The following is an 18674-nucleotide window of genomic DNA, read 5'->3' as shown; positions in this document are numbered from 1 at the left end:
TTCCCGGTGCACATCAGGCCCCTGAGAGTCACCCAGGGTCTCTAGAATGAGGGGCTCGCCGCCCTGTAACACCTTCGCATGACCGCATCACCGTGCTGATCGTCACTCCCTCGGACTTCTCCGCTGCGCCCCCTGCGGGACCCACGGCCCTTTTCGACTGGGCCACGTCCAGCAATGGCCAGCAGATCACCGACCACGGTCAGTGCGCGGCCGCGTTGCTGCCGCGGGACGACGACGTGGTGCTCGTGCTGCCGCCGCGCGCCGTCTCCTGGCACCGGGTCGCCCTGCCCAAGGTCGCCACCGCGCGCCTGCGGGCCGCGCTCGAAGGCTTGCTGGAAGACCGCCTGCTGGCCGACACAGCCGACCTGCACTTCGCCCTGGAGCCCGGTGGCCGTTCGGGCCAGACGGTGTGGGTCGCCGCCTGCCACAAGGTCTGGCTGCGCGGCTGGCTGCAGATCCTGGAGGGAGCGGCCCGCCCGGCCGGGCGCATCGCGCCGGCCCTGTGGCCGCTGGTGCCCTCCGAAACCCCTGGCGCCACGCCGGGCTCATCGCGCAGTTTCGCGCTGGACGTGCCCTCCAACGTCCACTGGGCCTACAACGAGAACGGCGAGATCTGGCTGGGCAGCGCCGGCCTGCTCGGCGTGAGCTGCACACCGCTGCGAGAAACTCCCCTGGGCCATGGCACCGCGGGCGACATGGTGGTCACCGCGCTCATGCCACCCGCCAGCGACGCGCCAGGCGAGCCCGGTGAATACGACGTCTGGCTGGCCGATCCCACCGTGGCCGGGCAGGCCGAGCAGGTGCTGCAGCAGCGTTTTGAGCTCGTCGCCCTGCCCGCGTGGTTGCTGCGCTGCGCCCAGTCCGACTGGAACCTCGCACAGTTCGACCTCAGCCTCTCGGCGGGCGCGCGGCGCGGCCAACGGCTCAAGCGCAGCTTCCGGCAATGGCGCAACGCCCCGGCCTGGCGACCCGCGCGCTGGGGCCTGGCGGCGCTGGTGGGCGTGCAACTGGTGGGCCTGAACGCCGCCGCCTGGCACGAGCGCAGCGGCCTGGAAGCCAAACAGAAGGCCGTGGTGCAGACCCTGCAGAAAAGCTTCCCGCAAGTGACGCTGGTGCTCGACGCCCCGGTGCAGATGCAACGCGAAGTGGCCCGCCTGCAACAGGCCACCGGCGCCCTGTCCGAAGGCGACCTGGAAACCCTGCTCGCGGCGATCGACCAGGCCTCGGCCGGCGAAGCCCTGCTGCCCTCCACCATCGCCTACAGCACGGGCGAAGGGCGCTTCGCGGGCTGGCGCGCCACCCAGGACCAATTGCGCGCCCTGCAACAGTCGCTGCAGAACAGCGGCTGGCGGGTGCGTTTCGATGGCAATGAGCTGGCCCTGCGCCCGCCGGAACCCTGACCATCGCCACCGCCTCTTCCTCCCCCTCCCCCATCGCCAGGCTCACCCTGGCCCTCTCGGTGGCGCTGGCCCGCCTCTCGTCCCGCGAGCGCAACGCCGTGACCATCGCCGCCTGGGTGATCGGCCTGGGTCTGGTGTGGTGGGTGGCAATCGCGCCCGCCCTGGACACGCTGCGCCAGGCCCCCGCGCGCCACGCCCGGCTGGATGCCCAGCTCGGGCAGATGCAGCGCATGGCCGCCACCGCCGAAACCCTGCGCAGCCAGAACACCGCCCAACCGCCCGGGCGCGACGAGGTGTTGCGCGCCGTCGAGACCGCCACCAACGGCCTGTCCGGCACCGGCCAGCTTTCGGTGCTGGGTGAGCGCGCCACGCTGACCCTGCGCAACACCCCGCCCGAGGCCCTGGCCCAGTGGCTGGCCCAGGTGCGCATCAACGCCCGTCTGCTGCCAGTGGACAGCCAGATCCACCGCGAACCCGGCAGCCCCGGCTGGAGCGGCACCCTGGTCCTGACCGGCCCCGGCCTGGGTGGCACGCCATGAACGGCAACTGGCCCATCCGCCTGGCCTGGATCGGTGGCCTGCTCGGCCTGCTGTTCGCCATCGTCGTGTTCGCGCCCGCGCGCTGGCTTGCCAGCGGCGTGACGTCGGCCACCCAGGGCCAGCTGCAACTGGTCAATGCCCGCGGCACGGTCTGGAACGGCCAGGCCGATCTGGTGCTGACCGGCGGCGAAGGCAGCCGCACCCAGACCGCGCTGCCCCAAGGTCTGCAATGGCAGCTCGCGCCGCGCCTGGCCTCGGGATCGCCCGCGATGGCGCTGCGCCTGATGGCCCCCTGCTGCACCCCCGAGCCCCTGGCGATGACCTTCATTCCCCGCCTGGGCGGCGGCGAACTGCGCGTGCGCCAGCTCCACCAGCCTGTGGCCGGCCGAACTGCTCAGCGGCCTGGGCACGCCCTGGAACACCTTGCGCGTGGAAGGCCAACTGGCCCTGCAGACCGCCGGTCTCACTCTGCGCTGGGACGAAGGCCGCGCCAGCATGCAGGGCGAGGCCGCCATCGACGCGCTCGACCTGGCCTCGCGCCTGTCCACCCTGCGCCCGCTGGGCAGCTACCGCATGACCCTGCGCGCCGACGCCGACGGCAACACCACCACGCTGAACCTGGAAACCCTCAGCGGCGCGCTCAGGCTGCAGGGCGCGGGCCGCTGGGTCGGTGGCCGGCTGCGCTTCGAAGGCGTGGCCGAGGCCGCGCCCGAAGCCGAAGCCGCCCTGGGCAACCTGCTCAACATCATGGGCCGCCGCCAAGGCCCACGCTCGCTGCTCAACATTGGCTGACAACTGAGCGCGCTCCTTCTCCACACTTCAAGATACGATCCGACCATGAAACCGAACCCACTCCGTGTCGCCCCGGGCCGTGCAGCCCACGGCGGTGCGCTCACGGCGCTGGCACTGGTCCTGTGCCTGCTGTCGGGCAACGGCATCTCGCAGACGGCGCGCGCGCCGGCCGCGCCGAACGAGCCCGTCACCCTCAACTTCGTCGCCGCCGAAATCGAAGCGGTGGCGCGCACCATCGCCACCATCACGGGCCGCAACGTGGTGGTCGATCCGCGCGTGAAGGGCACCGTCAACCTCGTCACCGAGCGGCCCGTCACCCCCACCGCGGCGCTCAACCAGTTCGCCGCCGTGCTGCGGCTGCAGGGCTTCTCGCTGGTGGACACCGGCGGCCTCTACAAGATCGTGCCCGAGGCCGACGCCAAGCTGCAGGGCAACGTGGTGAGCGCCGGTTCGGTGTCGGCCCTGCCCGCCTCCAACACCGTGGTCACGCAGATCTTCCGGCTCAACCACGAATCGGCCAACAACCTCGTGCCGGTGCTGCGCCCGCTGATCGGCCCGAACAACACCATCAACGTCAACCCCGGCAACAACTCGCTGGTCATCACCGACTACGCGGACAACCTGCAGCGCATCGGCCGCATCATCGCCTCGCTCGACGTCGCGGGCGCGACCGACGTGGAGATCATCCCGCTGCAGCACGCCGTGGCGGCCGACATGGCCGCGCTCGTCACCCGGCTGATCGACCCCGCCACCGCCGGCGGTGGTGCGCAGGCCGACCAGTCGTACAAGACCACATTGGTGGCCGAACCGCGCAGCAACAGCCTGGTGCTGCGCGCGGCCAACCCCGCCCGCCTGGCCCTGGTGCGCTCGCTGGTGGCCCGGCTGGACCAGCCTTCGTCCGACAAGCTCAGCGGCAACATCCACGTCGTCTACCTGAAGAACGCCGACGCCACCTCGCTGCGCCACCACCCTGCGCGCCGCGCTGGCGGGTGAGTCCTCCGGTGGGCTGAGCGGCGGTTCCCTGGGCGGTGGTGCGACCTCCCCGCTCAACCGCGCGGCCCTCACGCCCACCGGCACCGCAGGCGCGAACAACAACAACGCGGCCACCGCCGCCGTCACGCCCAGCGGCTCGCCGTCGACCGGCGGCCAGATCCAGGCCGACCCGGCCACCAACTCGCTCATCATCACCGCGCCCGAACCGCAGTACCGCCAGCTGCGCGCCGTGATCGACCAGCTCGACTCGCGCCGCGCCCAGGTCTACGTGGAAAGCCTGATCGCCGAAGTGAACGCCGAGAAGGCGGCCGAGTTCGGCATCCAGTGGCAAGGCGCGCTCGGCAGCTCGGGCGACCGCGTGATCGGTCTGCTGGGCACCAACTTCGGCACTGGTGGCCGCAACATCCTGGAACTGGCCCAGGGCAACGCCACGCCATCCCCCGGCATGAACCTGGGCCTGGCGCGCCGCACCAACGGCGTGTACGTGCTGGGCTTCCTCGCGCGCTTCCTGCAGGAAAACGGCGAAGGCAACGTGCTCTCCACCCCCAACCTGCTCACGCTGGACAACGAAGAAGCCAAGATCGTGATCGGCCAGAACGTGCCCTTCGTCACCGGCCAGTTCACCAACACCGGCAGCAACGAAGGCTCGGTCAACCCGTTCCAGACCATCGAGCGCAAGGACGTGGGCCTGACGCTGCGCGTGAAGCCGCAGATCAGCGAGAACGGCACCATCAAGATGACCATCTACCAGGAGGTCAGCAACGTCGTGCCCTCTTCGGTCAACTCCACCACCGGCCTGATCACCAACAAGCGCACCATCGAATCGACCGTGCTGGTCGAGGACGGCGCGGTCGTGGTGCTGGGCGGCCTGCTGCAGGACGAGTACGCCGGCAACCAGGAGAAGGTGCCCGGCCTGGGCGACGTGCCCATCTTCGGCAACCTGTTCCGCAGCGAAACCCGCTCGCGCAAGAAGACCAACCTGATGGTGTTCCTGCGCCCCGTGGTGATGCGCGACGGGCGCGAAACCAGCAGCCTGGCACTCGACCGCTACGAACTCATGCGCTCGGTGCAGAAGGACGCCCAACCCCGGCAGAGTGGCGTGCTGGGCGTGAACGAGGCGCCGGTCATGCCACCGCAACTGCCGCCACGCGCGCCCTCGCCAGACGGCACGGCGCCGGTGCGCTCGCTGGCCGACCCGCAAACGACGCCCCCGGTGAACCCGGCGCCGCAGAACACGGCGCCCCGGCAGTGAGGCGGCGGCCGTGAAGTACCCGCTGCCCTACGCCTTCGCCCGCGAGCACCACTGGCTCATCGAGGACGACGGCGCCACGCTGACCCTGCTGGGCAGCAGCACGCCCGCCACCGATTCCGGCGCGCAGACGCGTCGCCTCTCGGCGCTGACGGAAATCCTGCGCGTGCACCCGGTCAACGACATCCGCTGGGAAAGCGGCGAGACGCTCAAGCAGCGCATCAGCGCGGCCTACGCCCAGGGCGAGTCCAGCGCCGCCGCCGTGGTCAGCGAGGTGCAGAGCGACGCCGACCTCAGCCGCATGATGCAGGAGCTGCCGGCGATCGAGGACTTGCTGGAGACCGCCGACGACGCGCCCATCATCCGCATGCTCAACGCACTGCTCACGCAGGCCGCGCGCGACGGCGCGAGCGACATCCACATCGAACCCTACGAACGGCATTCCAGCGTGCGCTTCCGCGTCGACGGCTCGCTGCGCGAAGTCGTGCAGCCCAACCGCGCGCTGCACGCGGCGCTGATCTCGCGCCTGAAGATCATGGCCGAACTCGACATCTCCGAGAAGCGCCTGCCGCAGGACGGCCGCATCTCGCTGCGCATCGGCACCCGCGCGGTGGACGTGCGCGTCTCCACCCTGCCCAGTGCCCACGGCGAACGCGCCGTGCTGCGCCTGCTGGACAAGAGCGAGAGCAAGCTCAGCCTGGAAGCCGTGGGCATGCAGGGCGATGTGCTCAACGCCTTCCGCAAGCTCATCGGCCAGCCGCACGGCATCATCCTCGTCACCGGCCCGACCGGCTCGGGCAAGACCACCACGCTGTACGCCGCGCTGCAGCGCCTGGACGCCAACGCCCAGAACATCATGACGGTGGAAGACCCGATCGAATACGAACTGCCCGGCGTGGGACAGACGCAGGTCAATGCCCGCATCGAACTGACCTTCGCCAAGGCCTTGCGCGCCATCCTCCGCCAGGACCCGGACGTGATCATGATCGGTGAGATCCGCGACTTCGAGACCGCGCAGATCGCCATCCAGGCCTCGCTCACCGGCCACCTCGTGCTCGCCACGCTGCACACCAACGACGCGCCCAGCGCCGTCACCCGCCTGACCGACATGGGCGTGGAGCCCTTCCTGCTGAGCTCCTCGCTGCTGGGCGTGCTCGCGCAGCGCCTGGTGCGCAAGCTCTGCCCGCACTGCCGCCGCGCCGACGACAAGGGCCATTGGCACCCGGTGGGTTGCGAGCAGTGCAACCACACCGGCTACAAGGGCCGCACCGGCATCTACGAACTGATGGTGGCCGACGACACGATCCGCGCGCTGATCCACAACCGCGCCGCCGAGAGCAAGGTGTATGTGGCGGCCGAAGACGCCGGCCTGCGCTCCATGCGCGCCGACGGCCAGCGCCTGATCGATTCGGGCATCACCTCGCCGGAAGAAGTGATGTCGGTCACCCGAGATTGAATATGAATCGCCCACGCGATCTCCCCGGCAAGACGTGTCTCGTGCAGGGCGCCGGAGGGTCCGGCTCTGCCGGCCCAAGGGTGCGTCCCCCCTCCCAGCGCCGAAGGCGCGTCAGCGAGGGGGGAGGCCGCGCCAGCGGCGCAGGGGGGAGTTCCTGCTGATGCCCGCCTACACCTTCGAAGCCCTGGACGCCCAGGGCGCCACGCAGAAAGGCCTGATCGACGCCGACACCGCGCGCGCCGCGCGTAGCATGTTGCGCGCGCGCGCTCTGGTGCCGCTGCTGGTCGAACCCGCCGCGGGCTCGCAGGGCACTTCGGCCGCGAAGGGCCTCAACATCACGCTCTGGGGCGGTCGCGCCTTCAGCGCCACCGCCCTCGCGGTCTGGACGCGCCAGCTCGCCGGCCTGGTGGCCGCCGGCCTGCCGCTGGAACGCGCGCTCTCGGCTCTGACCGAAGAGTCCGAAGACGAAAAACAGCGCAACCTCATGGCCTCGCTGCGTTCCGAGGTCAACGGCGGCTCCACCTTCGCCCGCGCGCTCTCGCAACACCCGCGCGAGTTCTCCCCCATCTACACCGGCGTGATCGCCGCGGGCGAACAGAGCGGCCTGCTCGGCACCGTGCTCGAACGCCTGGCCGACGACCTGGAGGCGCGCGAAGCCCTCAAGAACAAGATCGTCGCGGCCTCGCTCTACCCGGCCATCGTCACGCTGGTGGCGATCGTGATCGTGGTGTTCCTCGTCTCCTACGTGGTGCCGCAGGTTGCGCAACGTGTTCGCCGGCAGCAAGCGCGCCCTGCCCTTCCTCACCGTGGTCATGCTCGGCCTGAGCGACTTCGTGCGTTCCTACGGCTGGTTCATGCTGGCCCTGCTGGCGCTGGGCATCGGTGGTGTCGTGTTCGCGCGCCGCAACGAAGCCATCCGCCTGCGCATGGACGCCGCCTGGCTGCGCCTGCCGCTGGTGGGCCGCCTGGCGCGCGGCTACAACGCGGCCCGCTTCTCGGCCACGCTGGCCATGCTGGCGGCGGCCGGCGTGCCCATCCTGCGCGCCCTGCAGACCGCCGCCGAAACCCTCTCCAACCAGGCCATGCGCGCCGACGCGCTCGACACCGTGGTGCTGGTGCGCGAAGGCGCGCCCCTGGCCTCGGCCCTGGGCAGCAAGAAGCGCTTTCCGCCGCTGGTGTCCATGTTCGCCCGGCTGGGCGAGCAGACCGGCCAGCTGCCCGCCATGCTGGACCGCGCCGCCAAACAGCTCGGCGACGAGGTGCAGCGCCGCGCCATGCACATCGCCACCATCCTGGAGCCCCTGCTGATCGTGGGCATGGGCCTGGTCGTGATGCTGATCGTGCTCGCGGTGCTGATGCCGATCATCCAGCTCAACCAACTCGTCACCTGACCATGGGCGTTTCCCTCGAAGGCAAGCTCGTCGTTGCCATCTCTTCCCGCGCCCTGTTCGACTTCGAGGAAGAAAACCGCCTCTTCGAAACCGGCGACGACCGCGCCTACATGAAGCTGCAGCTCGACCGGCTGGACCAGCCGGCCGCACCCGGCGTGGCCTTCTCGCTGGTGCACAAGCTGCTCGCCTTCAACGACGCGCAGGCGCAGCGGGTGGAGGTGGTGATCCTCTCGCGCAACGACCCGGTCTCGGGCATGCGCGTGTTCCGCTCCGCCCAACACTACGGCCTGCCGATCCAGCGCGGTAGCTTCACGCGCGGCCAGCCGCCCTGGCGCTACCTGCGCCCGCTGCGCGCCAACCTGTTCCTCTCCACCCACCTGGCCGACGTGCGCGCCGCGCTCGAGGCCGGCGTGCCCGCCGCGCAGGTCTACCCCCAGTCGGTGCACGCCAGCAGCGAGCACCCGAACGAGGTGCGCATCGCCTTCGACGGCGACGCCGTGCTGTTCTCCGACGAGGCCGAGCGCGTCTACCAGGCGCAAGGGCTCTCGGCCTTCCAGGAACACGAGGCCAGCAAGGCCGCGCTGCCGCTGGCCGGCGGCCCCTTCAAGCCGCTGCTCGAAGCCCTGCACCGCCTGCAGAGCGAGGGCACGCCGATGATGCGCGTGCGCACCGCGCTGGTCACCGCGCGCAGCGCCCCGGCGCACGAGCGCGCGATCCGCACTCTGATGAACTGGAACATCGAGGTCGATGAAGCCATGTTCCTCGGCGGCCTGCCCAAGGGCGAGTTCCTGCGCGAGTTCGAGCCCGATTTCTTCTTCGACGACCAGACCGGCCACATCGAGTCGGCCGCGCTGCACGTGCCTGCCGGGCATGTGGCCAGCGGGGTCAGCAACGGCGCCTAAGCCCCGCCTCAGCGAGCGGGCCGGCCGACCCGCTACGATGCGCCATCACCGGGCGCCGTCCGCGCCCGACCAGCCCAGGGCCCACCCATGACGACATCCGCCGCCCCCGCCGCCCGCCGACCGCCCTCGCTGTGGCCCACGCTCAAAGGCATTGGCGCCTTTGCCATGCCGTACTTCAAGTCCGAGGAAAAATGGCGCGCGCGCGGCCTGCTGCTGGCCGTGGTGATGCTCAACCTCGGCACGGTCTACATGCTGGTGCAGATCAACGAGTGGTACCGCGTCTTCTATGACGCCCTGCAGGCCAAGGACCAGCCTGTGTTCTGGCAGCAGATCGGGCGCTTCGGCTGGCTGGCGCTGATCTACATCGTGCTCGCGGTCTACAAGTTCTACCTCACGCAGATCCTGCAGCTGCGCTGGCGCGTCTGGCTCACCGACCACTACATGGGCCGCTGGCTGGCCAACAAGGCCTTCTACCGCATGGAGCTGGCGCGCTTCACCGCCGACGAGCACGGCAACCCCGACAACCCGGACCAGCGCATCCAGGAAGACCTCAACCTCTTCACCAGCTACACCGTCACGCTGTCCATGGGCATGTTCAACGCCCTCATCACCCTGGTGAGCTTCGTCGGCATCCTCTGGACGCTCAGCGGCTCCATCAACGTCCCGCTGCCCGGCTTCCTGGGCGGCGGCGAACTGGAAATCGTCGGCTACATGGTGTGGGCCGCCGTGCTGTACTGCGCGGTGGGCAGCGCCATCGCGCACTGGATCGGCCGGCCGCAGGTGCGGCTGAACTTCCAGCAGCAGATGCTGGAAGCCAACTTCCGCCACCACATGGTGCGCGTGCGCGAGTACAGCGAATCCATCGCACTCGACGGCGGCGAGCAGGTGGAGCGCCGCCACCTGGATGTGCGCTTCCGCGACGTGATGGGCAACTACTTCGCCCTCATCCGCAACCAGAAACAGCTCACCTGGTTCAGCAGCTTCTTCTCTCAGGCCGCCATCATCTTTCCCATGATCGTCGCCGCGCCGCGCTATTTCAGCGGCGCCATCCAGCTCGGCCAGCTGATGCAGATCAACTCCGCCTTCGGCCGCGTGCAGGACTCGCTGTCCTGGCTGGTCGATAACTACATGGCCCTGGCGGTCTGGAAAGCCACCACCGACCGCCTGGTGGGCTTCGAGGCCAGCCTGTCGCACCAGTCGCAGACGCGCGACGACCTTTCGCTCAACGAGTCGGCCGACGGCATCCACGCGCAAGACCTCACCGTGGCCCTGCCCGGCGGCAGCACGCTGCTCGCCGGCGTGGACCTGGACGTGAAGCCCGGTGACACCGTGCTGCTGCACGGCCCCTCGGGCAGCGGCAAGTCCAGCCTGTTCCGCGCCCTCGCCGGCATCTGGCCGCACGCGCTGGGCCGCGTGGGCCTGCCCAAGGACACCATGTTCATCCCGCAGCGGCCCTACTTCCCCGACGGCCGCCTGCGCGACGCCCTGGCCTACCCTGACCCGGCGGAGAACTACACCGACGAAGCCCTGCGCGATGTCCTGAACGAGGCCCTGCTGCCGGCGCTGACCGACCAGCTCGACCGCGAAGACGCCTGGAGCCAGAAACTCTCGGGCGGCGAACGGCAGCGCCTGGCGATCGCGCGCGTGATGCTCAAGAAACCGGCCTGGGTGCTGGCCGACGAAGCCACCAGCGCGCTCGACGAAGAAGCCGAAGCGACCATCTACCAGCGCCTGGTGGAACGGGTGAAGCAGGCGCACGGCGCCATCGTCTCCATCGCCCACCGCTCCACCCTGGCCGCGCACCACCGGCAGCGCTGGGCGCTGCGGGCCAACGAGCAGGCGGCGGCGGGCGGGGCGCGTTACCGGCTGGACATCAGCCGCGCCGACGGCGCCTGATCAAGCCACCGGCGCGGCGTAGGCCGCCCACCCCTTCGCGCGCAACTCACACGCCGGGCACCCGCCACACCCGTACCCCCAGGGCTGGCGGTGTTCGCGGTCGCCGAGGTAGCAGGTGTGGGTGTGTTCGACGATCAGGTCCACCAGCGAGTTGCCGCCGCCCACCAGCAGCGCGTTTTCACCCAGCTCGTGTGCCAGGCGCCAGGTGGCGGCCTTGTCGATCCACATGAGTGGGGTGTCGATCAGGAAGCGGTGGTCCATGCCGAGCGAGAGCGCGACCTGCAGCGCCTTCATGGTGTCGTCGCGGCAGTCGGGGTAGCCCGAGAAGTCGGTTTCGCACACGCCGGTGACGATGACCTGGATGCCGCGCCGGTAGGCCAGGGCGGCGGCCAGCGTGAGGAACAGCAGGTTGCGCCCGGGCACGAAGGTGTTGGGCAGGCCGTTTTCTTCCATGCGAAAGGCCATGTCGCGCGTGAGCGAGGTTTCGCTGACCTTGCCGAGCACGCCGAGGTCGAGCACGTGGTCTTCACCGAGCCGCTGCGACCACGCGGGGAAGCGTTGCCGCAGCTCGCGCAGCACGTTGAGGCGCGCGGTCATTTCCACGCTGTGGCGCTGGCCGTAATCGAAACCGATGGTTTCCACGCGCGGGTAGCGCGAGAGCGCGTGCGCCAGGCAGGTGGTGGAGTCTTGTCCACCGGAGAACAGCACGAGCGCGCTGGTGTGGTGGGGGGTGGAGGCGGGGGGCGCGGAGGTCATGATGGTCTCCATCGTAGCGCGCCGCCCGAGCCCGCTAGGTCAGTCGCTCGGACCTCGGGCTGGCGTGGTCGCGGCTGGTGGCCAGCATGCGGATGAGCGCGCGGTTGGCGTGCTCCAGGCTGATGTCGTGGCGCTGGCACACCGCCGGCAGGCGGTGCAGCTGGGCGGGTTCGCCCAGGGCGCGCGCCACGTCGAGCAGCGGGTGGTAGGGGCCGTCGTGGCGCAGCACGGCGTCGAACACCCGGCCCGACAGGGGCAGTCGGTTGAGCAGTTCGCCCAGCGGCTGGTGCAGCAGGCGGTCGAGTTGCGAGAGCAAGGCGGTGGTGTAGACCTCGCCGCGCAGGTTGTCTTCGGAGCCGGTGGCCAGCAGGTGCTGGGCCAGACGCGAGCGCATCACCATGGCGTAGCGCACGGGGTGCAGGTCGCGGTCGGCTTCGCTGCTGGGCAGTTGCTCGGCCAGCCAGCGGCCCAGCTCGCGAAAGCCCAGCATCATCAAGGCGTGGCGCAGCGAGCCGATTTCGTGGCGCCCGCCGAAGGCGGCGGAGTTGACCATCAGCAGGATGCGGTAGACCAGCACCGGGTCTTGCCGCACCAGGCGCTCCAGGTGTTCGATGGAGCAGTCTTCGTCGCCGATGGCCATGAGGATCTGCTTGACCACGGCACCGTCGTAGTTCAGCGGCTGGTGGCGGTGCGCGTGCAGCACGTCGCTGTCGGGCCAGCCGAGCACGCCCCAGGCGCCGGCGTCGTCCAGGCACTGGCGCGCCAGGGTTTGCGTGGTGACGCCTTCGACCAGTTGGCCGATCAGACCGGCCGGCACGGATTCGGCGCCGAGTTTGAGCAGGTTGCGCGCATCGGCCGGGGCCAGGCCCTCGCCGCGCACGGCGGCCAGGTCGGTGCGGCGCAGCAGCCGGTGCCCGCGCCGGGCCCCGGCCGTGAGGCGGGCCAGGGTCTCGGGCTGTTCGAACAGGGCGGCGGGCACTTCGAGCCAGGTGTTCTGCACGGGCGCGCAGGCCAGCGCCTGCTGCAGCAGCCGAGGGCTGTCCACGCTGAGGATGAGCACCGGCGCGCTGGCGGGCCAGTCGTCGCCCAGGGCCTGCATGAGGTGGGCCGCGTCGACGGATTCGGGGTGCACGGCGCGCACGCCCATGCGCACGGCGGCGAGTTCGCGCGCGCGGTTCCACACGGGCTCGTAGCCCAGTGCGATGCTGTCCAACACGGTGTGGCTGATGATCATGAGAAGAGGGGAACGCAGGTCAATTGATCACCTGGAAGAGCGACAGGCGCTGCACCTGTGCGTAGGTCTTGATGGCGGCCTCCAGGCCGAGCTGCTGGGTCTGCAGGTCGGACAGGCCCTTGATCGGGTCGAGTTCGACCAGGCGGGCGTTCTCGGTCTTGAGGGCAATCGAGCCGTCTTCCATCTGGGAGTTGAGCGAGTCGGCGCGGTTGAGCCATTCACCGGCCCGGCCCCGAGCGGCGAGCACGCGGTCGTGCCCGGCGTCCACCTCGGTCATGGCGCGCGCCATGGCCTGGGCGTGGTACGCGCTTTCGTTGGGGCCGTTGTAGCGCAGCGCGTCCACGGCGTTCTGCACGACCGAGAAGATGTCGGTGGTGGTGGTCACGGGCCGCAGTTCCACGCGGTCGCCGGCGGCGGGTTTGCCGCGCAGCTCCAGCGACATGCCGTCGAATTCGATGGTCTTGTTGGCCACGTAGGGCTGGCCGACATGGCCAGGCACCGGCGTGCCGGTGGTGGCGTTGGTCACGGTGTACTGCATCACGCCGCCGACCTCGGCGAAGGTGATGTCGTAGTCGTCGCCGGTGAGCGCCGCGGCGTTGGTGACGTTGCCCATGGTGGTGCTCACGTTGCCGGCGTTGCTGGTGGGAACGCCGAGCGTGAAGGTGCCGTTGCCCTGGGGCACGCGCATCCAAATGGCGTCGCCGTCGAGCGCCTGCGGCAGCGAGCTGTTGCCGGCGGCGGCCTGGCCGCGCTGGCCGTCGAACTGCACGCCGCTGCCGCTGGGGCCGTAGAGGTCCACGAAGGGCGTGGAAGAACCGCCCAGGCCACCATAGAGGGTGCGGCCGGCGTTGTCCTTGCGGTTGGCCACGGCGATGAGCTGCTCGCGCAGGCCTTCGAGCTGCTTCGCCAGCGTCTTCGCGTTCGGCGTCGGTGAAGGTGGCGTTGCCGGCGGTCACCAGCAGGTCGCGCACGCGCTGGATCAGGTCGCCCGATTCCTTCAGGCCGCTCTCGGCCTGTTGCAGGCTGGCGCGCGAGGCTTCCAGCGCGCGCATGTCGGCCGTGGTGCGGGCCAGGCGGTTGGCGGCGGTTTCGGCCAGCGTGGCGGCCACCGGGTCGTCGCTGGCCTTCTGCACGCGCAGGCCGGTGGACACGCGCTCCTGCTGCGCGGCCAGTTCGGCCTGGCGGCGGGTCAGGATGGCGATGGTGTTGTCGTAGCTGTGGGCGGTGGAGATTCGCATGGCAGTTCCTCAAACGTTCAGGCGTCGGCGAGCCGACGAGCTTCCAGAGGCATCGAGGGTCCGGCTCCGCCGGCCCAAGATGCCGTTCCCCCTCCAAGCGCCGAAGGCGCGCCAGAGAGGGGGGAAGCCGCGCAGCGGCGCAGGGGGGTGTTCATATCTAGCGACCCACGGTCTGCAACAGGCTGTCGAAGGTGCTCTGGGCGATCTGGAGGAATTTCGCCGAGGCCTGGTAGGCCTGCTGGTACTGCAGCAGGCGCGCGGCTTCTTCGTCGAGGTTGACGCCGGCCACGTTGGCGCGCGCGGTCTCGGCGGTGTTGGCGACGTTGGCCGAGAAGTCCGCGGCGAACTTGGCGCCCTGCACGCGTGTGCCGATGTCGGAGAACAGGCTGACGTAGCCATCGGAGAGCGGCACGCCGCCGTAGGTGGGCAGGTCGCGCAGGCCCAGCATGCCGGCGCCGTTGCCCGCGTTCTGCGAGATCGCGCCAGCGGGCGCGGCGCCGATGCTGAAGGTGTCGCCCGCGCCCGGGCTGCCGCGCATGGTGAGGCTCCAGCCGTTGAGGGTGATGGACTGGCCTGGCTTGAAGTTGTAGCTCGGCGGCGGGCCGGGGTTGTCGGGCGGCGGGTTGCCCGGGCCCAGGCCGGTGGCGGTGAAGCTGCCGTCGGCCAGGAAGGTGATGGTGACCGGGTCGGTGAGGTTGGGCGAAGCCGACGAGGCGTACAGGCTCTCCACGCTCAGGCCGCCGGAGTTGCCGGTGCCGGGCGTGACCATGACCGGGCTGGCCGCGGCCAGCTTGTCGGGCGAGCCGATCGCCACCTGCAGGTCGCGCGCGGCGGCGGCGTAGGGGCGCACCAGGAAGCGGTCGCCCGGCGAGCCGGCGCCGTTGTCGAGGTTGAAGGTGAGGCCGTCGACCACGGCGGGCAGGGACGTCACGGGGGTGGAGGTGCCGTCGGACAGGCGCACCACGCTCATGCCGCCGGTCTCGAAACGCAGCTCGTAGTCGGAGGCGACGAGCGCGGTCGGGTCGGCCACGCTGGCGCTGATTTCGGCGGTGCCGTTGTTCCCCGGCCGGGGCAGGCCCACGGCCCCAGCGGGCTGGTTGAAGAAGTTCTGGCCCGGGTTGCCCTGCAGGTCCACGCCCAGCTTGTGCTGGTTGTTCACCGTGGTGGCCGTGGCCAGCGCCATGCGGCCCAGCAGGTTCTGCACGTCGACCAGGTCTTCGTTCATGAAGCGCATCAGGCCGGCGAGTTCGCCGCCACCCAGGCTGGCGTCCGGAATCGGGGTGCTCACGCCGCCCTGCACGAACGAGAGCGCCACGCGCGCGCTGTCGGTGCTGTCCTGCCCCACGGCCAGCGCGTTGGCGCGCGTGCCCAGCACCAGCGGCTGGCTGCCGGCGATGAACACGCTCACGCTGCCGTCGGCTGCGGGCACGCTGGTGGTCTGCACGTACTTGTTGATGTCGCCCAGGATCTTGTCGCGTTGGTCGAGCAGGTCGTTGGGTGTGTGGCCGTTGCCCTGGCTCTCGGTGATGCGCGCGTTGACCTTGGCCAGGTCCTGCGCCAGGCCGTTGATGATGTTGACCGCGCCACCGACCTGCTGCTTGGTGGTGTGCTGCAGCGAGTCGATCTGGCTGGCGGTGTTGCGCAGGCGGGAGGCGAGTTCTTCGCCCTTGGCGATCACGACCACGCGCGCGGTCAGGTTGCCGGGCGAGGACGAGACATCGGTCCAGGCGTTGAGCATGTCGTTGAGCGCCGTGCCCAGGCCCGCCGAGCCGGTGGGGAAGGCGCTTTCCAGCTGCTGCAGGCGCGCATAGCGCAGCGCATCGGCGGAGGCCACGGAGCCGGCCTTCTGCGCTTCGCGCGTGAGGTACTGGTTGTGCGAACGTTCGACGGTGGCGATCTCCACGCCCATGCCGAAGTAGCCGTTGCCCATCTGCTGGTAGCCCGACGACTGCTGGATCACGTTCTGGCGCGAATAGCCAGGCGTGTTGACGTTGGCGATGTTGTTGCCGATGACCTGCAGGGCCGCGAGGTTGGCATTGAGCGCGCGGGCGCCGATGTTGAGGGCGGACATGGCGTGCTCTCTTTCAGCCCTGCGCCCGCTGCAGGCTCAGGGTGGAGTTGATCGCGCGGCTGAGTTTGGCCGCGTACTGGGGGTCGGTGGCGTAACCGGCCTTCTGCAGGCCGCTGGCAAAGCCTTGCACGGAATGCAGCTGGTCCATCACGCCTTCGTAGCGTGGGCTGTTGCCGATGAGGCGCGCGTAGTCGCGGAACGAATCGGCGTAGGAGTCGTAGGCGCGGAACTTGGCCGTCACCTTGCGCGGCTCGCCGTTGATGTACTCGGTGGTCGTGATTTCGGCGACCTTGCCCTTCCAGCTGTCCGTGGCCTTGATGCCGAACAGGTTGTGCGAGGGCGTGCCGTCGGCATGCTTGATCTCGCTGCGGCCCCAGCCGGTCTCGTGGCCGGCCTGGCCGATCATGAAGCTGGCGGGAATGCCGGACTCGCGCGCCACGGTGGCCGCGGCCTCGCTGTGCTGCTCCACGAAACCGGCCTGGCGCGGGCCCGCGTTCACTCGGCCCACGGTGCTGGTGTCGCCGGTGGCGGAGAGGGCGCCGCTGCCGCCACCCCGGGTGGCGTCGGTGTTGGTCATCTGGCGACCGAGCTGGCGCTCGATCGCTTCGGACAGCCCGCCGGGCAGGCCCGAGAGCTGCACCGAGAACTGCTGGTCGAGCAGGTCCATGCCCAGGTTGCTGCCCTCGCCGTCCATCAGGCCGGACTTCTGCGTCGCCTCGCGCATGCTCTTGATGAGTTCGCGCATGAAGAGCGATTCGAACTGCTTGGCCGCTTCTTTCAGCGCGGCCTTGTCGTCGCCCTTGCCCGAGCCGTAGCGCAGCGCGTTGAGCGCTGTCGGGTCGGCGGCCAGGCCGCTGGGCGTGAGCGGACGCGTATTCACTTAGATGACCTCCAGCTCCGCGTTCATCGCGCCGGACGCCTTGATCGCCTGGAGGATGGCGAGCAGGTCCTGCGGCGTGGCGCCGAGCGAGTTCAGGGCGCGCACCACGTCGGAGAGTTGCGGCGCGGTGTCGATCTTGACGAGCGAACCCTTGTCCTGGCGGATCTGGATGTCGGCCTTCTCGGTCACCACGGTCTGCCCGCCCACGGACAGCGGGTTGGGCTGGCTGATCACCGGGGTGGAGCTGATGCTCACCGAGAGGTTGCCGTGCGAGACGGCGCAGGCGCCGAGCGTGACGGCCTGGTTCATCACGATGGAGCCGGTGCGCGAATTGATGATGACGCGCGCCATGGGGATGGTGGCGTCCAGGCGGATGTCTTCCACCTTGGCCAGGAAGCTCACGCGCTGGCTCGGATCGGCCGGCGCGCGCAGGCGCACCACGCGGCCGTCCATGGCACTGGCCACGCCGGCGCCCATCACCTTGTTGATGGCGTCGGTCACGCGGCTGGCGGTCTGGAAGTCGTTGGAGTTCAGGCCCAGGTCGATGGTGTCGCCCAGGGCGAAGGGCGTTGCGCACCGCGCGCTCCACCTGCGCGCCGCCGGGCACGCGGCCCGCGCTCAGGTGGTTGACCTGCACCTTGCTGCCGCCGGCCGAGGCGCCCGCGCCGCCGACCAGCAGGTTGCCTTGCGCGAGCGCGTAGATCTCGCCGTCGGCGCCCTTGAGCGGTGTGGTGATGAGCGTGCCGCCGCGCAGCGACTTGGCGTTGCCAACCGAGGACACGGTCACGTCGATGGCCTGGCCGGGCTGGGCGAAGGCGGGCAGTTGCGCGGTGACCATCACGGCCGCCACGTTCTTCAACTGCATGTTCGTGCCCGGCGGCAGCGAGAGACCCAGCTGCTGCAGGTAGTTGTTCAGGCTCTGCGTGGTGTAGGGCATCTGCGTGGTCTGGTCACCCGTGCCGTCCAGCCCCACCACCAGGCCATAGCCGGTCAGCTGGTTGCTGCGCACGCCTTGCACCGCCGCGATCTCCTTGATGCGGATCGCCTGGGCGGCGGCGGGCAGGCAGAGCAGCACGCCGCACAACAGCATCAAGTTTTGGAACAGTCGGTCGATAGTCATGTCATGGTTCCCACGGAGCCCCAGCAAAGGGGTGAGCCATCATGCAACGGCATCAGAACGGGAGAACGGTCAAAAAGAACCGTGCCAACCAGCCAATTGAGAGCGCTTCGCCCTGCTGGCCGCGCCCGCGCGACTCGATGCGCACATTCGCGACCTGGGTGGAGGCGACCACGTTGCCGGGGCGGATCTGTTTCGGGTCCACCGTGCCGGAGAAACGCAGCACGTCCACGTTCTGGTTCACACCGATCTGCTTCTCGCCCACCACCAGCAGGTGGCCGTTGGGCAGCACTTCCTGCACCGTGGTGGTGATGGAGCCGGTGAAGGTGTTGGCGTTCTCGGTCTCGCCGTTGCCGGCGAACTTGTTGGACGAATTCGCGCCCACGTCGAGCTTGCCCAGCAGCGAGCTGCTGGGGCTGATGAAGGGCAGCGCGGAGACGCCGGCCGACGCGTTGGCGGTGCGGTCCACCGACGACGAGGACTTCTGCGTCGCGTTGATGCGCTCGGTGATCTGCACCGTGAGGATGTCGCCTGGCATGCGCGCGCGCGGGTCTTCGAACGCGGGCCGGTAGCTCACGGCCTGGAACAGGCTGCCGCTGGGCGCGACGGTGACGGTGGGCGCGGCCATGGGGGCCTGCTGCGCGTAGCGCACCGGCTGGGCCGGCACCAGGTCCACCTGGGGCGTGCGCTGGAGGGTTTCGCAACCGGAGGCGAGCACGGCGAGCGACAGGATGAGGGCGATGCGCAACATGGCGGGTCC

12 protein-coding genes and 4 pseudogenes are annotated in these 18674 nt (G+C 69.9%); 8 read left to right on the top strand and 8 right to left on the bottom strand.

Annotated features, from left to right (window positions below; translation table 11 throughout):
* Positions 1 to 92: 92 nt before the first annotated feature.
* The 8 genes and pseudogenes from gspL to ACFJI0_RS02035 all read left to right on the top strand — a co-directional run bounded on the left by gspL (position 93) and on the right by ACFJI0_RS02035 (position 10618).
* Positions 93 to 1400, top strand: a complete 1308-nt coding sequence (gspL, locus tag ACFJI0_RS02070) for a type II secretion system protein GspL (protein WP_382323266.1) — start codon at positions 93 to 95, stop codon at positions 1398 to 1400.
* A 59-nt stretch (positions 1401 to 1459) separates the two neighbouring features.
* A complete protein-coding gene (gene gspM, locus ACFJI0_RS02065) occupies positions 1460 to 1939 on the top strand; it encodes a type II secretion system protein GspM (RefSeq protein WP_382323265.1) in 480 nt (159 codons plus the stop codon).
* A 429-nt stretch (positions 1940 to 2368) separates the two neighbouring features.
* On the top strand, positions 2369 to 2731 hold the full coding sequence (gspN, locus tag ACFJI0_RS02060) for a type II secretion system protein N (protein WP_382325883.1): 363 nt from the start codon (positions 2369 to 2371) through the stop codon (positions 2729 to 2731).
* Positions 2732 to 2776: 45 nt separating this feature from the next.
* Positions 2777 to 4976 (top strand): annotated as a pseudogene (gene gspD / locus ACFJI0_RS02055) (type II secretion system secretin GspD).
* Between the two features lie 10 nt (positions 4977 to 4986).
* Positions 4987 to 6429 carry a type II secretion system ATPase GspE gene (gene gspE, locus ACFJI0_RS02050; RefSeq protein ID WP_382323264.1) on the top strand — a complete coding sequence of 481 codons (1443 nt, stop codon included), beginning with the start codon at positions 4987 to 4989 and terminating at the stop codon, positions 6427 to 6429.
* Positions 6430 to 6589: 160 nt separating this feature from the next.
* Positions 6590 to 7820 (top strand): annotated as a pseudogene (gene gspF / locus ACFJI0_RS02045) (type II secretion system inner membrane protein GspF).
* Positions 7821 to 7822: 2 nt separating this feature from the next.
* Positions 7823 to 8722, top strand: a complete 900-nt coding sequence (locus ACFJI0_RS02040; RefSeq protein ID WP_382323263.1) for a 5'-nucleotidase — start codon at positions 7823 to 7825, stop codon at positions 8720 to 8722.
* An 87-nt stretch (positions 8723 to 8809) separates the two neighbouring features.
* Positions 8810 to 10618 carry an ABC transporter ATP-binding protein/permease gene (locus tag ACFJI0_RS02035; RefSeq protein WP_382323262.1) on the top strand — a complete coding sequence of 603 codons (1809 nt, stop codon included), beginning with the start codon at positions 8810 to 8812 and terminating at the stop codon, positions 10616 to 10618.
* Here the strand turns inward: ACFJI0_RS02035 and queC are convergent, their stop codons facing one another.
* From queC to ACFJI0_RS01995, 8 genes and pseudogenes are all read right to left on the bottom strand, one after another.
* Positions 10619 to 11374 carry a 7-cyano-7-deazaguanine synthase QueC gene (gene queC, locus ACFJI0_RS02030; RefSeq protein WP_382323261.1) on the bottom strand — a complete coding sequence of 252 codons (756 nt, stop codon included), beginning with the start codon at positions 11372 to 11374 and terminating at the stop codon, positions 10619 to 10621.
* A gap of 34 nt (positions 11375 to 11408) precedes the next feature.
* Positions 11409 to 12608: an HDOD domain-containing protein gene (locus tag ACFJI0_RS02025; RefSeq protein WP_382161675.1), complete on the bottom strand. Its 1200-nt coding sequence runs from the start codon at positions 12606 to 12608 to the stop codon at positions 11409 to 11411.
* Positions 12609 to 12627: 19 nt separating this feature from the next.
* Positions 12628 to 13476 carry a hypothetical protein gene (locus ACFJI0_RS02020; RefSeq protein WP_382323260.1) on the bottom strand — a complete coding sequence of 283 codons (849 nt, stop codon included), beginning with the start codon at positions 13474 to 13476 and terminating at the stop codon, positions 12628 to 12630.
* Between the two features lie 52 nt (positions 13477 to 13528).
* Positions 13529 to 13846 (bottom strand): annotated as a pseudogene (locus tag ACFJI0_RS02015) (flagellin); the annotation flags it as partial.
* Between the two features lie 157 nt (positions 13847 to 14003).
* A complete protein-coding gene (gene flgK, locus ACFJI0_RS02010; RefSeq protein WP_382161680.1) occupies positions 14004 to 15917 on the bottom strand; it encodes a flagellar hook-associated protein FlgK in 1914 nt (637 codons plus the stop codon).
* Positions 15918 to 15930: 13 nt separating this feature from the next.
* Positions 15931 to 16797 (bottom strand): flagellar assembly peptidoglycan hydrolase FlgJ, encoded by an 867-nt coding sequence (flgJ, locus tag ACFJI0_RS02005; RefSeq protein ID WP_382323259.1) that lies wholly within the window; start codon positions 16795 to 16797, stop codon positions 15931 to 15933.
* A pseudogene (locus ACFJI0_RS02000) lies at positions 16798 to 17887 on the bottom strand (flagellar basal body P-ring protein FlgI).
* Between the two features lie 82 nt (positions 17888 to 17969).
* Positions 17970 to 18665 (bottom strand): flagellar basal body L-ring protein FlgH, encoded by a 696-nt coding sequence (locus tag ACFJI0_RS01995; protein ID WP_382323258.1) that lies wholly within the window; start codon positions 18663 to 18665, stop codon positions 17970 to 17972.
* Positions 18666 to 18674 lie beyond the last annotated feature (9 nt).

The organism is Hydrogenophaga sp. UC242_53, assembly GCF_042696965.1.
Classification (GTDB): domain Bacteria; phylum Pseudomonadota; class Gammaproteobacteria; order Burkholderiales; family Burkholderiaceae_C; genus Hydrogenophaga.
This window is presented reverse-complemented; position numbering and strand designations above follow the sequence as displayed.

Excerpts from the sequence above, each read along its gene's own strand:
- ACFJI0_RS02035 (WP_382323262.1), top strand. The coding sequence starts at position 8,810 with ATGACGACATCCGCCGCCCCCGCCGCCCGCCGACCGCCCTCGCTGTGG.
- queC (WP_382323261.1), bottom strand. The coding sequence starts at position 11,374 with ATGACCTCCGCGCCCCCCGCCTCCACCCCCCACCACACCAGCGCGCTC.
- ACFJI0_RS01995 (WP_382323258.1), bottom strand. The coding sequence starts at position 18,665 with ATGTTGCGCATCGCCCTCATCCTGTCGCTCGCCGTGCTCGCCTCCGGT.
- flgK (WP_382161680.1), bottom strand. The coding sequence starts at position 15,917 with ATGTCCGCCCTCAACATCGGCGCCCGCGCGCTCAATGCCAACCTCGCG.
- ACFJI0_RS02040 (WP_382323263.1), top strand. The coding sequence starts at position 7,823 with ATGGGCGTTTCCCTCGAAGGCAAGCTCGTCGTTGCCATCTCTTCCCGC.
- ACFJI0_RS02025 (WP_382161675.1), bottom strand. The coding sequence starts at position 12,608 with ATGATCATCAGCCACACCGTGTTGGACAGCATCGCACTGGGCTACGAG.